The sequence below is a fragment of the Streptomyces sp. NPDC091376 genome, from assembly GCF_044757085.1.
Classification (GTDB): Bacteria; Actinomycetota; Actinomycetes; order Streptomycetales; family Streptomycetaceae; genus Streptomyces; species Streptomyces pratisoli.
The window spans coordinates 220461-233190 of the sequence record NZ_JBIVUF010000002.1 but is presented as its reverse complement, the minus strand read 5'-3'; the positions used below and the strand labels follow the sequence as shown (position 1 = coordinate 233190).

Here is a 12730-nt window from a genome sequence, read left to right as displayed (position 1 = left end):
ACGTCGATGAGCACGAAGGACTTCGTCGAGAAGGACTACTACAAGGTTCTCGGCGTCCCCAAGGACGCCACCGACGCGGAGATCAAGAAGGCGTACCGGAAGCTCGCCCGGGAGAACCACCCGGACGCCAACAAGGGCGACGCCAAGGCCGAGGAGCGCTTCAAGGAGATCTCCGAGGCCAACGACGTGCTCGGCGACCCCAAGCGGCGCAAGGAGTACGACGAGGCCCGCGCCCTCTTCGGCAACGGTGGTTTCCGGTCAGGACCCGGGGCGGGCGGAACGTTCAACTTCGACCTGGGTGACCTCTTCGGAGGCACCCAGGCCGGGGGTGGCGGCGCCGCCGGAGCCGGCGGCTTCGGCGGCGGGCTCGGGGACGTCTTCGGCGGGCTGTTCAACCGCGGCACCGCGCCCGGTCCGCGGACGCAGCCGCGCCGCGGCCAGGACATCGAGTCCGAGGTGACGCTCAGCTTCACCGAGGCGGTGGACGGGGCCACGGTCCCGCTGCGGATGTCCAGCCAGCAGCCCTGCAAGGCCTGTTCGGGCACCGGCGACAAGAACGGCACGCCGCGGGTGTGCCCGACCTGCGTCGGCACCGGCCAGGTCTCGCGCGGGGGCAGCGGCTCCTTCTCGCTGACCGACCCGTGCGTGGACTGCAAGGGCCGCGGCCTCATCGCGGAGAACCCGTGCGAGGTCTGTCACGGCAGCGGGCGCGCCAAGTCGTCCCGGACCATGCAGGTCCGCATCCCCGCGGGGGTGAGCGACGGCCAGCGCATCCGGCTGCGCGGCAAGGGCGCACCGGGCGAGCGCGGTGGCCCTGCCGGTGATCTGTACGTCGTGGTCCATGTCGGCGAGCACCCGGTGTTCGGCCGCAAGGGCGACAACCTCACCGTCACCGTGCCGGTCACCTTCACGGAGGCCGCGCTCGGCGGCGAGGTGAAGGTCCCGACGCTCGGCGGGCCCCCGGTCACGCTGAAACTGCCCGCCGGCACGCCCAACGGCCGTACGATGCGGGCCCGCGGAAAGGGTGCGGTCCGCAAGGACGGCACCCGCGGCGATCTGCTGGTCACCGTGGAGGTCGCGGTGCCGAAGGACCTCGGCGACGAGGCCCGTGAGGCCCTGGAGGCGTACCGGAAGGCGACTGAGGACCTCGATCCGCGGGCAGAACTGTTCCAGGCCGCGAAGGGAGCATGATGCGATGGACGGCCGACGTCGACAGCCCGGATTCGGTGGCAGGGCTTACGAACTGACCGACGAGACGCCGGTGTACGTCATCTCGGTGGCGGCCCAGCTGTCCGGTCTGCACCCGCAGACGCTGCGGCAGTACGACCGCCTCGGCCTGGTCTCCCCGGACCGGACCGCCGGCCGCGGCCGGCGCTACTCGGCCCGTGACATCGACCTGCTCCGCCAGGTGCAGGCCCTGTCGCAGGACGAGGGCATCAACCTGGCCGGTATCAAGCGCATCATCGAGCTGGAGAACCAGGTCGCGGCCCTGCAGTCCCGGGTCGCCGAGCTTTCGGCGGCGGTCGAGGGCGCGGCGGTCGCGATGCAGCAGCGCGAGGCGCAGGTGCACGCGTCGTACCGGCGCGACCTGGTGCCGTACCAGGACGTGCAGCAGGGCAGCGCGCTGGTGGTCTGGCGGCCCAAGCGGGACGGCTGACCGAGTCCGCCGGACAACGCTCTGGAACGAACGGCGAAAGGCCCCCACCCGGGAGACCGGGAGGGGGCCTTTCGCCGTGCCTGTCCGCGTCACGGTCGGCGAGGGTCTCGTGGACCCGGGCGCGGCGCCGTTCGTAGTCAGTGGTCGTGTTCCAGGATGCCGGACTGGGCGATCAGATAGCCGAGTTGGGCGCGTGAGCCGCTGCCGAGGGCGGAGGCGAGCTTGGCGATGTGGGCGCGGCAGGTGCGGACGTTCATACCGAGACGACGGGCGATCGCCTCGTCGACGTGGCCCTCGATGAGGAGCTTGGCGATGGAGCGCTGCACACCGCTGATGCCGTCCAGCTCCGGGGCGTAGGCGACGACCTGGTCGTCCCAGGGCACGCCGTGGAGCCAGAACTGCTCGAAGACGCCGACGAGGTACTGCACCAGGCCCTCGTGACGCAGCTCCAGGGCGACCCGCCGGTCGCTGCGCGCCGGGATGAAGGCGACCTTGCGGTCGACGATGATGAGCCGGTCGATGATCTCCTCGAGGGTGCGGACCTCCGCGCCGTAGGGGGCGACGCGCTCCACGTACGCCATCGTCGCGGGGTGGTGGCGCGACGTGTGCTGGTACAGCGTTCGCATGACCACGCCCCGGTCGACGAGCATCTCGACGCGGCGCAGCCCGTCCTCGAGGGTCGCCGGTCTGCGCCCGCTGCCGGGCTGCACCGTCAGGAGCTCCTCCGTGCAGTCGGCGATGACCCGGTCCAGCGTCGTGTTGATCAGGCTCAGGCCTTCGAGCACGGTGATCGCGTGTGTGGCCGACGAGCTGTGCGCGTTGATCGACATGAATGGCTCAAAGGCGTCCGCCAGGGAGACCGTGAGACGCCTTCGCTCCTGGATCTCCCGCTCTATGGGGTGTATCAGCTGATGCAGAGCGACGGACGGTGGAACCGGACGCAGCCATTCACTGTCGTCGGGATCCGGGCGCAGCATGGCCAGGTCGATGAGACACGGAGTGTCGGCCACCTCGGCGCGGGCTATGCGGCCACTGCGCAGCGCGGACGCATAGAGGTTTCTCCCGGCCTCGCACAGCTCGTCGTGACTGTGCTTGTCTCCCGAATCGCTCCCTTTCGCCTGCATTTGCACCCCCCTCAGGGTCCTGAATTACAGGAACATGATGCCTGGACTCGCTGGTGGAAGCGTTCGGAGTGAGCCATCGTCTTATGCGCGGGGGAGGAGGTAGTGATTAAAAGAGGTGGAGATCGGCCATGACCAGGATGGTTCGTGCACTTTGCGCTATAGCCGTTGCGGCTGCTCTCGGCGGTCTCGCGGGCAGTGGTGAGCCCACGTGGGAGTCGACCCCCGGGTCGGTGACCGCGGCCCCGGGTGAGCCCACCTGGGAATCCGCATCCACGTCGGTGATCGCGTCGCCGGGTGAGCCAACCTGGGAAAGCGGGCCGGCGGACGTCGACGCATGAGCGCTCCCCCGGACGACCGCGTCTTCCGACGGGAGATGGCGACGGCGTACCGATCCGGGTGGCACTTCATCGATCTCGTCACGGCCATCCCCCACCGTGGCGACTCGCTGATGGTCACTCTCTTCGGGGAGCCGATCGTCGTCGCCCGAGAGGACGACGAGGACGTCCGTGCCTACCGGTGCCTTCGTCGGCCACGTGGGGCCCCACGCCCCGTTCGCTGTGCCATCAGGTACGGCATGATCTTCGTCAATCTCGACCAGCGGGACCACCAGCTGGTCGAGCCCGAGACCACCACCGCCACCCCCCGCAGTGCCTGAGCGGTTCCCCCGTCGTTCAAGATCGCTCAGGCGCTTCCCCCACACAGCGGCGCCATCGTGGACCTGAAACACGATGGCGCCGCTGTGCTTTGCCCGTTTCCCGGAGGCTGACCCTCGATGCCTTCGTGCCCCCGGTGCCCTCGTGCCCGCGATGCCGACGGCCGCGGCCTCTAGGCCCGGCCCATCGCCCGTGTCAGGGCGATCTCGATGACCACGCGGTCCGGGTTCGGGGCCGGGGTGCGCTCGTAGCGCGCCGCGTAACGGGCCACCGCGTCCGCCACGACGTCCGGCTCCGTGCGGATCGTGGCGCGGCCCTCCAGCGTCGCCCAGCGGCCCTTGTCCACCTGGCAGACCGCGACCCGTGCCCCCTCCGGGCCGGCGGCCAGGACGTTCGCGACCTTGCGGCTGTGCTTGTTGGTGATCACGCGGGCGACGCCCCGCTCGCCGCCCTCCGGGTCGTACGTGACGCCGACCGCGACGACGTGCGGACTGCCGTCCGGACGCGGCGTCGTGAGCGTGCACATGTGGTACTCGCGCCAGAAGCTGAGATAGGACGCGTCGGGGTGTCGTGGGTCGATGGCCATGCCCAGGAACCTACCGGGGGCGCCGGTCCCGGACTACTCTGGTCCATGCCTTGAGTGGAATAGACTCAACTTTGTGTACCTTGGAAGAGTCATAGCGAAGTCATCGCCGAGGACGAGGAGGAGAGACCGCACGTGGACGCCGAGCTGACCAACAGGAGCCGGGACGCGCTGAACGCCGCGAGCACCCGGGCCGTGTCCGACGGCCACCCCGATCTGACGCCCGCCCATCTGCTGCTGGCGCTGCTCGCGGGCCAGGACAACGAGAACATCACCGATCTGCTGGCAGCCGTCGACGCCGACCAGGCCGCGGTACGGTCCGGTGCGGAGCGGGTGCTCTCGGACCAGCCCAGCGTGACCGGGTCGACCGTCGCGCCGCCGCAGCCCAACCGTGAGCTGCTCGCCGTCATCGCCGACGCCGCGCAGCGCGCCAAGGAGCTCGGTGACGACTACCTCTCCACCGAGCATCTGCTCATCGGCGTCGCCGCCAAGGGCGGCCGGGCCGGCGAGGTGCTCTCCGGGCAGGGCGCCACCGCGAAGAGACTGCAGGAAGCGTTCGAGAAGGCACGAGGAGGGCGCCGGGTGAGCACACCCGACCCCGAGGGTCAGTACAAGGCCCTGGAGAAGTTCGGCACCGACTTCACGGAGGCGGCCAGGGAGGGCAAGCTCGACCCGGTCATCGGCCGTGACCAGGAGATCCGCCGCGTCGTCCAGGTGCTCTCCCGCCGCACCAAGAACAACCCGGTGCTGATCGGGGAGCCCGGCGTCGGCAAGACCGCCGTCGTGGAGGGCCTCGCCCAGCGCATCGTGAAGGGCGACGTCCCCGAGTCGCTGCGCGACAAGCGGCTGGTCGCCCTCGACCTCGGTGCCATGGTCGCCGGCGCGAAGTACCGCGGTGAGTTCGAGGAGCGCCTGAAGACCGTCCTGTCCGAGATCAAGGAGAGCGACGGCCAGATCATCACCTTCATCGACGAGCTGCACACCGTCGTGGGCGCGGGCGCCGGCGGCGACTCCGCCATGGACGCGGGCAACATGCTGAAGCCGATGCTCGCGCGCGGCGAGCTGCGCATGGTCGGCGCCACCACCCTCGACGAGTACCGCGAGCGGATCGAGAAGGACCCGGCGCTGGAGCGCCGCTTCCAGCAGGTCCTGGTCGCCGAGCCGACCGTCGAGGACAGCATCGCGATCCTCCGCGGGCTCAAGGGCCGCTACGAGGCCCACCACAAGGTGCAGATCGCGGACAGCGCACTGGTCGCCGCCGCGACCCTCTCCGACCGGTACATCACCTCCCGCTTCCTCCCCGACAAGGCCATCGACCTCGTCGACGAGTCCGCCTCCCGGCTCCGGATGGAGATCGACTCCTCACCGGTCGAGATCGACGAGCTCCAGCGCTCCGTCGACCGGCTGAGGATGGAGGAGCTCGCGCTCTCCAAGGAGACCGACGAGGCCAGCAAGCAGCGTCTGGAGAAGCTGCGCCGCGACCTCGCCGACAAGGAGGAGGAGCTGCGCGGCCTCACCGCCCGCTGGGAGAAGGAGAAGGAGTCCCTCAACCGCGTCGGCGAGTTGAAGGAGAAGGTCGACGACCTGCGCGGCCAGGCCGAGCGGGCCCAGCGCGACGGCGACTTCGACACCGCTTCCAAGCTGCTCTACGGGGAGATCCCGGCGCTGGAGCGGGAGCTGGAGGCCGCCAGCGAGGAGGAGGCCCAGCAGGAGGCCGCCAAGGACACCATGGTCAAGGAGGAGGTCGGCCCGGACGACATCGCGGACGTCGTCGCCGCCTGGACCGGGATCCCGGCCGGCCGGCTGCTGGAGGGCGAGACCCAGAAGCTCCTGCGGATGGAGGACGAGCTGGGCAAGCGCCTGATCGGCCAGACCGAGGCGGTGCGGGCCGTGTCCGACGCGGTGCGCCGCTCGCGGGCCGGGATCGCCGACCCCGACCGGCCGACGGGCTCGTTCCTCTTCCTCGGACCGACCGGTGTCGGCAAGACCGAGCTGGCGAAGGCCCTCGCGGACTTCCTCTTCGACGACGAGCGGGCGATGGTCCGCATCGACATGTCGGAGTACGGGGAGAAGCACAGCGTCGCGCGGCTCGTCGGAGCCCCGCCCGGATACGTGGGCTACGAGGAGGGCGGCCAGCTCACCGAGGCGGTCCGCCGGCGCCCGTACAGCGTGGTCCTGCTCGACGAGGTGGAGAAGGCGCACCCCGAGGTCTTCGACATCCTGCTGCAGGTCCTCGACGACGGCCGGCTGACCGACGGACAGGGCCGGACCGTCGACTTCCGCAACACCATCCTGATCCTGACCTCCAACCTCGGCAGTCAGTTCCTCGTGGAGCCCCTGACCGGCGAGGAGGAGAAGAAGCAGCAGGTCCTGGAGGTCGTACGGGCCTCGTTCAAGCCGGAGTTCCTCAACCGGCTCGACGATCTCGTCGTCTTCTCAGCCCTGTCCAAGGACGAGCTGGCGCACATCGCCGAGCTCCAGATCGCCCGGCTCGCCCAGCGGCTCGCCGAGCGGCGGCTCTCCCTGGACGTCACCCCGGCGGCCCTGGAGTGGCTGGCCGACGAGGGCAACGACCCGGCCTACGGTGCCCGGCCGCTGCGCCGTCTCGTCCAGACCGCGATCGGCGACCGGCTCGCCAGGGAGATCCTCTCCGGCGAGGTGAAGGACGGCGACACGATCCGCGTCGACCGCTTCGACGGCGGCCTGATCGTGGGACCGGTGCAGTAAGCCACGCCCGGGTGGGGGTTGCCAGCCCCCGCCCGGGATGGGAGAGGATGGCCGCATCCGTACGAAGGGAAACACCCGGTGAGCATCGACCCGTCCTCGATTCCGAATTTCGGGGGCCAGCCCCAGCCTCAGTCCGCACCCCCCGCGGGCCCGGTCATCCCCGACCAGGACCTGGTCAAGCAGCTCCTCGACCAGATGGAACTGAAGTACGTCGTCGACGACGAGGGTGACCTCGCGGCGCCGTGGGAGGAGTTCCGTACGTACTTCATGTTCCGCGGCGAGGACGAGCAGCAGGTCTTCTCGGTGCGGACGTTCTACGACCGCCCGCACGCGCTCGGCGACAAGGCGAAGATCCTCGACGCCATCGACGACTGGAACCGCCGCACGCTGTGGCCGAAGGTCTACACGCACACTCACGAGGAGGAGGGCGAGCCCACCACCGTCCGCCTCATCGGCGAGGCCCAGATGCTGATCGGTACCGGTGTCAGCCTGGAGCACTTCGTCTCGTCGACGGTGAGCTGGGTGCGCGCGGCCATCGAGTTCGACAAGTGGCTGGTGGAGCTGCTGGGCCTGGCCCCGGCCGCCGAGGACGCCGCGGACGAGAAGCCCTCCGACGAGGGCTGAGCGCCGCAGCGTTCCTCACAGGGCCATAGGGGCGGTCGTCAGATACGTCCCATAGGCGAACGACAGCCCGGCCAGGGCGACGATCACCGTGATCGCCGCTCTCGGCCGGGCTTTCGTCAGTGCCGAGGCCAGCGGCAGCAGCAGCGGGAACGCCGGCAGCAGAAAGCGCGGCTTGGACTCGAAGTAGCCGGACCCGCCGACCGTGATGAGCACGAGCACCGCCGTGTACACGAGCAGCGCGAGGGGCGGGCGGTCCAGCACGAACAGCGCGAAGAGCAGGACACCCGCGGCCGCGATCACCAGCGCCATCGGGAAGCCGAAGAACGCCGGCGCCGTCACCATGCCGCGGATCACCCGCAGGGACCCGAGCCCCAGATCGAACCGTGACGTCCAGCCGCTCTGCACCGCGAAGTACCCGCCGAGCACGTCGCCCTTGCGCGCCCCGACCCACAGCAGGTACCCGAGCCATCCGGCGGGCGCCAGCACGGCCGCCGCCCGGATCCCGGCCCGGCCGCCCTTCGTTCCCCGCCGCTTCCACAGCTCGCAGCCGGCCACCACGCACACCGCCGCCGCGACCGCGATCCCGTTCGGCCGGGTCAGCCCGGCGAGCGCCGCCAGCACCCCCGCCCACAGCCAGCGGCGGGTGAGCAGCGCGTACAGCGACCAGGCGGCGAACGCCGTCAGCAGGGGCTCGGTGTACGCCATGGACAGGACGATCGCGTGCGGCAGCAGCCCCCACAGCAGCACGACGACGGTCGCGGTCCTCCGGTCGTGCAGCCGCTCGACGACCGCGTAGATGCCCCATGCCGCCGCCCCCGCCGCGATCCAGGACAGCACCAGCCCCGCGGTCCCGCCCGTCACGGGCAGTACCGACGTCACGGTCCGCACGAGCCCCGGGTAGAGCGGGAAGAACGCCAGGTCGGACTGGACGGCACCGTCCGGCCAGTACAGCGTGCGGCCGTAGCCGTGCGCCGCGATGCGGACGTACCACAGGGAGTCCCAGGAAGTGGCGAGCAGCGCCCGCGGCGACCGGCCGATGTGCCAGGCCCACAGCGCCATGACGAGCATCCCGGTGAGCCTGGCGGCCGCGAACAGCCCGAGCGCGGGGGCGGCCCGGTGCAGGGCGGCACGACAGCGGGAGACGGCCCGGCCGGCGGCCGGCGATGCCTTGTCGAAGGTCTCGGCGAACAGGGGGCACCTCCGAGCGCGCGTGAGCGGTCACCCCGACCTTCCGTGGTATGCGCAGGTGGCGCGAGCGCTGGGCAGCCGCGCGGGTGGAATCCTTCCCCGAAGGACCGGCGCACGCGTGTCGCCGTGACAGCGGGCCGCCGGCGCGCTACGGGCGGTGCGACGCGGCGTCGGTGCGGATCTGACAAGAGGTCAGTTCAGGCGGAGGAGGGCCTGCGCGGTGGCCGACAGATGGGTGCGGACGGTGTCCCCGCCGTCGAGGTAGCCGCCCGCCAGGGCGCCGTCGCGCAGCAGGACCAGCGCCGCCGCGGCCTCGGCGGGTGCGGGGTGACCGCAGGCGGCGGCAAGGTCGGCGAGCGCGCCACGGAACCACGCGCGGTGCTCCGCGATCAGCCGCCGGACCGGATGCTCCGGATCCGGGTACTCGGCGGCGGCGTTGATGAAGGGGCAGCCGCGGAAGCCCGGACCGCAGACCTCCTCGGCGAGGCCGCTCGCCATCAGCTCCACGACCGTCCGCGGCTCCTTCGCGGCAGCCGCCGCCTGCGCCATGCGGGCGCGGATCTCCTCGTCGCGCACCCGCAGGTAGGCCAGCACCAGCTCGTCCTTGCTGCGGAAGTGCCGGTAGAACGTCGCCTTGGTGACCGCGGCCGTGGCGATCAGCCGGTCGACGCCCACGGCCTGGATGCCCTCCGCGTAGAAGAGCTCTTCGGCCGTCTCCAGTAGGCGCTGCCGCGGGTGCGAGATCCGCGCGGTCGGTTCCGTGCTCATGGCGTCAAACGTAACCGACCGGTCTGGCCTGCTTGTTTTGACAGTGCTCCGCCGACGGTCCACACTCAGAAGAAAGAACGGTCTGTCTCTTTCTGTTCCGCCGTCACCTCTGGAGTTCTCGTGTCCGATCGGACCATCCTTCTCATCCACGGCCTGTGGATGACCCCGCACAGCTGGCAGCCCTGGATCGACCGCTACACCGCCCAGGGCCACACCGTCCACGCGCCCGGCTGGCCCGGCGTGTCACAGCTCGGCGAGCCGCTCGACCACGCGAAGGCCCCGGCGGGGCTTGGTGTGCGGGAGATCGCGGACCACTACGAGGCGTTCCTGCGCACACTGCCGGAGCAGCCGGTGATCATCGGGCACTCCTTCGGCGGGCTGGTGACCCAGATCCTGCTCGACCGCGGCTACGGCCGGGCGGGCGTCGCGATCCACCCCGGGCAGCCGCGCGGGGTCCTGGCGCTGCCGCTGTCCACTCTGCGTGCCGCGTGGCCGGTCCTCGGCAACCCCGCCAACCGCAGGCGCACCGTGGCCCTCACCGACCGGCAGTTCCACTACGCCTTCGCCAACACCGTCTCCGCGGAGCAGGCCGCGCGGGAACGCGCGACCTGGGCGATTCCCGGCCCGGGGCGCCCGTTGTTCCAGGCGGGACTGGCCAACTTCACCCCCAGGGCCCGGGCCGCGACCCGCATCGACTACCGCAACGACTCCCGCTCCCCGCTGCTGCTGGTGGCCGGCGGCGCCGACCACATCGTCCCGCCGGGTGTGGTGCGCGAGAACCACCGCCGGTACGCGAGGTCGGGGGCGGTCACCGAGTTCCGCGAGTATCCGGGACGCGACCACGGCACCTGTTTCCACGAGGGCTGGGAGCAGGTCGCGGACGAGTCCCTGGCCTGGTCCCTGGCCTATTGAGTCTGGGCCCTGGCCTACTGAGACCGTCGGCCGGCGGACTCGCCAGGGCCCGCCGCGAGCCCCTTGAGCCGTGCGACGGCCTCCTCCAGGACGTCGGTGCGCTTGCAGAAGGCGAACCGGACGAAGGGTGCCCCTTCGTCCCGGTGGTCGTAGAAGACCGCGTTGGGGATCGCCACGACCCCGCAGCGTTCCGGCAGCGCGCGGCAGAAGGCGAAGCCGTCCTTCTCGCCGAGCGGGCGGATGTCGGTGGTGACGAAGTACGTCCCGGCGGGCCGGTACACGTCGAAGCCGGCCGCGGCGAGACCGGAGCCCAGCAGGTCCCGCTTGGCGCGCAGATCGTCCCGGAGCCCGTCGAAGTACGACCGCGGGAGGGCGAGCGCCTCGGCGACCGCGTACTGGAACGGGCCGGACGCGACGTAGGTGAGGAACTGCTTGGCCGAGCGGACGGCCGTGACCAGCGGCGCCGCCGCCGTGACCCAGCCGACCTTCCAGCCGGTGAACGAGAACGTCTTGCCGGCCGAGCCGATGGTGACCGTGCGCTCGCGCATTCCCGGGAAGGTCACGATCGGCGTGTGCTCGCCCTCGAACACGAGGTGCTCGTACACCTCGTCGGTGACGACCAGCAGATCCCGCTCGACGGCGAGCGCCGCGACCGCCGCCAGTTCCTCGCGGGTGAGGACGGTGCCGGTGGGATTGTGCGGGCTGTTGAGGAGGATGAGGCGGGTGCGATCGGTGACCGCGTCGCGCAGTTCGTCCAGGTCCAGTGCGTAGTGTCGATCCGCGGCTCCGCCGCCCGGTCCCTCGTCGGGGCGGAGCGTGACGGGCACGCGCGTCCCGCCCGCCATCGCGATGCAGGCCGCGTAGGAGTCGTAGTAGGGCTCCAGGGCGATCACCTCGTCGCCGGGCTCGACGAGGGCGAGCAGCGCGGCCGCGATCGCCTCGGTGGCGCCGGCCGTGACCAGCACCTCGGTGTCGGGGTCGTACGCGAGGCCGTACCACTCCCGCTGGTGGCCGGCGATGGCGGCGCGCAGCTCGGGGACGCCGGGCCCCGGCGGGTACTGATTGCCCCGGCCGTCGCGCAGCGCGCGCACCGCCGCCTCCCGGACCTCCTCGGGGCCGTCCGTGTCCGGGAAGCCCTGGCCCAGGTTGATCGAGCCGGTCCGCGCGGCCAGCGCGGACATCTCGGCGAAGATCGTCGTCCCGAACTCGGCGAGGCGGCGGTTGAGCAGCGGTCGGTGACCGGGTGCGCGTCCTGTCATGCGGGCCATCCTGCGCGCAACCTCTGGAGTAGCTCAAGTCTGCTTTGGGCCGCGAGGGCCGGGGGCATCCCCCAGGCACGCCAGAAGCAGCCTCGCTTCGGGGGACCGGAAGGACGGTGAGGTCAGTGGTCGGAGTCTGGATCGCGCTCGGGGTGATCGTGCTCGTCGTGTTCGTGGCGATCGCGTCGGGTGGTGGGCGTGGTGGCGTGAGCCGCTCGCGCCGTCACGGGAGCTGGTGGGACGGCGGTTCGTCCTGCGGCGGCGGTTCGTCGTGCGGCAGTTCGTCGTGCGGCGGTGGCTCGTCGTGCGGTGGCGGTGGCGGCAACTGACCGCGGCGTCGGCGGGGGCGGCTGACACGGGGCAGCCGACCGCGCCGCGACCGAAGGCGCCCGGCGGGACGAACTCCCTCCGGGCGCCTTCCTGTTGACGCCTGATGCATGTGCGCGGCGAGATTGTGCACCCCGGAGAGGGATTTCAGTTGAACAGTTGAACAGACAGGCCCCCGGGGGGATGGAAACCACGTCAAGTTGGGTAAAAGCGCTGTGAGCGTCTCCCACTTCATGATTCCCTCGCTGTTGAGAACATCCAGCCCTCGGACCTCCTGTGGACCCGAGCCGGCAGATCCCCCACCTCCTCTGTGCCGCCTCCGGGGTGCCCCGGTCCACCCGTCACGCGTGTTTGCGGAGCCGATCCATGCTCACGACCCTGAAGACCTCCTACACCGACACCCGCGCGGCCGATCTGGCCTGGGCGCTGGGCCGGGAGCCGCTGCCCGCCCTCGCCGAGCTCGACCTCGAACTGTCCGGCGCGAAGCTGCAGTTGAGACTGCTGGGCGCTTCCCACCAGGTGCTGCTCGAGGAGGACCGGGGTGCCTGCTCCGAGACCGTCGCCTGCATGCCGGGCAGCAGCACCCCCCTGCCGCTGGGCGTCGAACAGCGGCTCGGTGACTGGGAGTACGAGTTCGCCGCGCGCGTCGAGACGCTGTCGCAGGACTCGTTCGCGGGCCGTGCGCAGGAGTTGCTCGCGCTGGTGACCGACCATCCGCACGGGCTCGCCGGCACGTTCCCCGGCTCGCCGCACGCGTTCACGGCGATGGTCGCCCAGCGCCTGGACGGCCAGGTGGGGTGGCGGACCTGGCACGCGTACCCGCAGGAGGGCCAGCTCGTGGTGACCCGTACCCGGGTCGGCGCGCGACTGCCCACCGCACGCTGACTCCATGCGCCGCTACGGCATTT

At 71.0% G+C, this 12730-nt stretch carries 12 protein-coding genes; 7 read left to right on the top strand and 5 right to left on the bottom strand.

Going from position 1 to position 12730, the window contains the following annotated elements:
• Window positions 1-6: 6 nt before the first annotated feature.
• Together dnaJ and ACIQMR_RS05285 are read left to right on the top strand one after the other, a co-directional pair.
• A complete protein-coding gene (gene dnaJ, locus ACIQMR_RS05290) occupies window positions 7-1191 on the top strand; it encodes a molecular chaperone DnaJ (RefSeq protein ID WP_401383102.1) in 1185 nt (394 codons plus the stop codon).
• 4 nt (window positions 1192-1195) lie between these two features.
• Window positions 1196-1657, top strand: coding sequence for a heat shock protein transcriptional repressor HspR (locus tag ACIQMR_RS05285; protein WP_266380978.1), 462 nt, complete (start codon window positions 1196-1198; stop codon window positions 1655-1657).
• A gap of 137 nt (window positions 1658-1794) precedes the next feature.
• Here the strand turns inward: ACIQMR_RS05285 and ACIQMR_RS05280 are convergent, their stop codons facing one another.
• Window positions 1795-2781: a helix-turn-helix transcriptional regulator gene (locus ACIQMR_RS05280; RefSeq protein WP_385471321.1), complete on the bottom strand. Its 987-nt coding sequence runs from the start codon at window positions 2779-2781 to the stop codon at window positions 1795-1797.
• Window positions 2782-3115: 334 nt separating this feature from the next.
• Between ACIQMR_RS05280 and ACIQMR_RS05275 the strand changes: the two genes are divergently transcribed.
• The gene (locus ACIQMR_RS05275; RefSeq protein WP_266380987.1) at window positions 3116-3436 is read left to right on the top strand and encodes a (2Fe-2S)-binding protein; all 321 of its coding nucleotides are present in this window, start codon (window positions 3116-3118) and stop codon (window positions 3434-3436) included.
• Window positions 3437-3606: 170 nt separating this feature from the next.
• Here the strand turns inward: ACIQMR_RS05275 and ACIQMR_RS05270 are convergent, their stop codons facing one another.
• The gene (locus ACIQMR_RS05270; protein WP_266380989.1) at window positions 3607-4020 is read right to left on the bottom strand and encodes a pyridoxamine 5'-phosphate oxidase family protein; all 414 of its coding nucleotides are present in this window, start codon (window positions 4018-4020) and stop codon (window positions 3607-3609) included.
• Between the two features lie 132 nt (window positions 4021-4152).
• Between ACIQMR_RS05270 and clpB the strand changes: the two genes are divergently transcribed.
• Together clpB and ACIQMR_RS05260 are read left to right on the top strand one after the other, a co-directional pair.
• Window positions 4153-6744 (top strand): ATP-dependent chaperone ClpB, encoded by a 2592-nt coding sequence (gene clpB, locus ACIQMR_RS05265; protein WP_401383098.1) that lies wholly within the window; start codon window positions 4153-4155, stop codon window positions 6742-6744.
• Window positions 6745-6822: 78 nt separating this feature from the next.
• Window positions 6823-7368: a YbjN domain-containing protein gene (locus ACIQMR_RS05260; protein ID WP_340369910.1), complete on the top strand. Its 546-nt coding sequence runs from the start codon at window positions 6823-6825 to the stop codon at window positions 7366-7368.
• 15 nt (window positions 7369-7383) lie between these two features.
• On the opposite strand, the gene ACIQMR_RS05255 is transcribed toward ACIQMR_RS05260, so the two are convergent.
• Window positions 7384-8436: a mannosyltransferase family protein gene (locus ACIQMR_RS05255; protein ID WP_401383095.1), complete on the bottom strand. Its 1053-nt coding sequence runs from the start codon at window positions 8434-8436 to the stop codon at window positions 7384-7386.
• A gap of 312 nt (window positions 8437-8748) precedes the next feature.
• Window positions 8749-9324, bottom strand: coding sequence for a TetR/AcrR family transcriptional regulator (locus tag ACIQMR_RS05250; protein WP_401383092.1), 576 nt, complete (start codon window positions 9322-9324; stop codon window positions 8749-8751).
• A gap of 120 nt (window positions 9325-9444) precedes the next feature.
• On the opposite strand from ACIQMR_RS05250, the gene ACIQMR_RS05245 reads away from it, so the two are divergent.
• Window positions 9445-10236 carry an alpha/beta hydrolase gene (locus tag ACIQMR_RS05245; RefSeq protein ID WP_401383090.1) on the top strand — a complete coding sequence of 264 codons (792 nt, stop codon included), beginning with the start codon at window positions 9445-9447 and terminating at the stop codon, window positions 10234-10236.
• 14 nt (window positions 10237-10250) lie between these two features.
• Here the strand turns inward: ACIQMR_RS05245 and ACIQMR_RS05240 are convergent, their stop codons facing one another.
• Complete coding sequence (locus ACIQMR_RS05240) at window positions 10251-11504, bottom strand: pyridoxal phosphate-dependent aminotransferase (protein WP_401383087.1); 1254 nt, start codon at window positions 11502-11504, stop codon at window positions 10251-10253.
• A 684-nt stretch (window positions 11505-12188) separates the two neighbouring features.
• Here ACIQMR_RS05240 and ACIQMR_RS05235 point away from each other — a divergent pair.
• A complete protein-coding gene (locus ACIQMR_RS05235; protein ID WP_401383085.1) occupies window positions 12189-12707 on the top strand; it encodes a DUF2617 family protein in 519 nt (172 codons plus the stop codon).
• Window positions 12708-12730 lie beyond the last annotated feature (23 nt).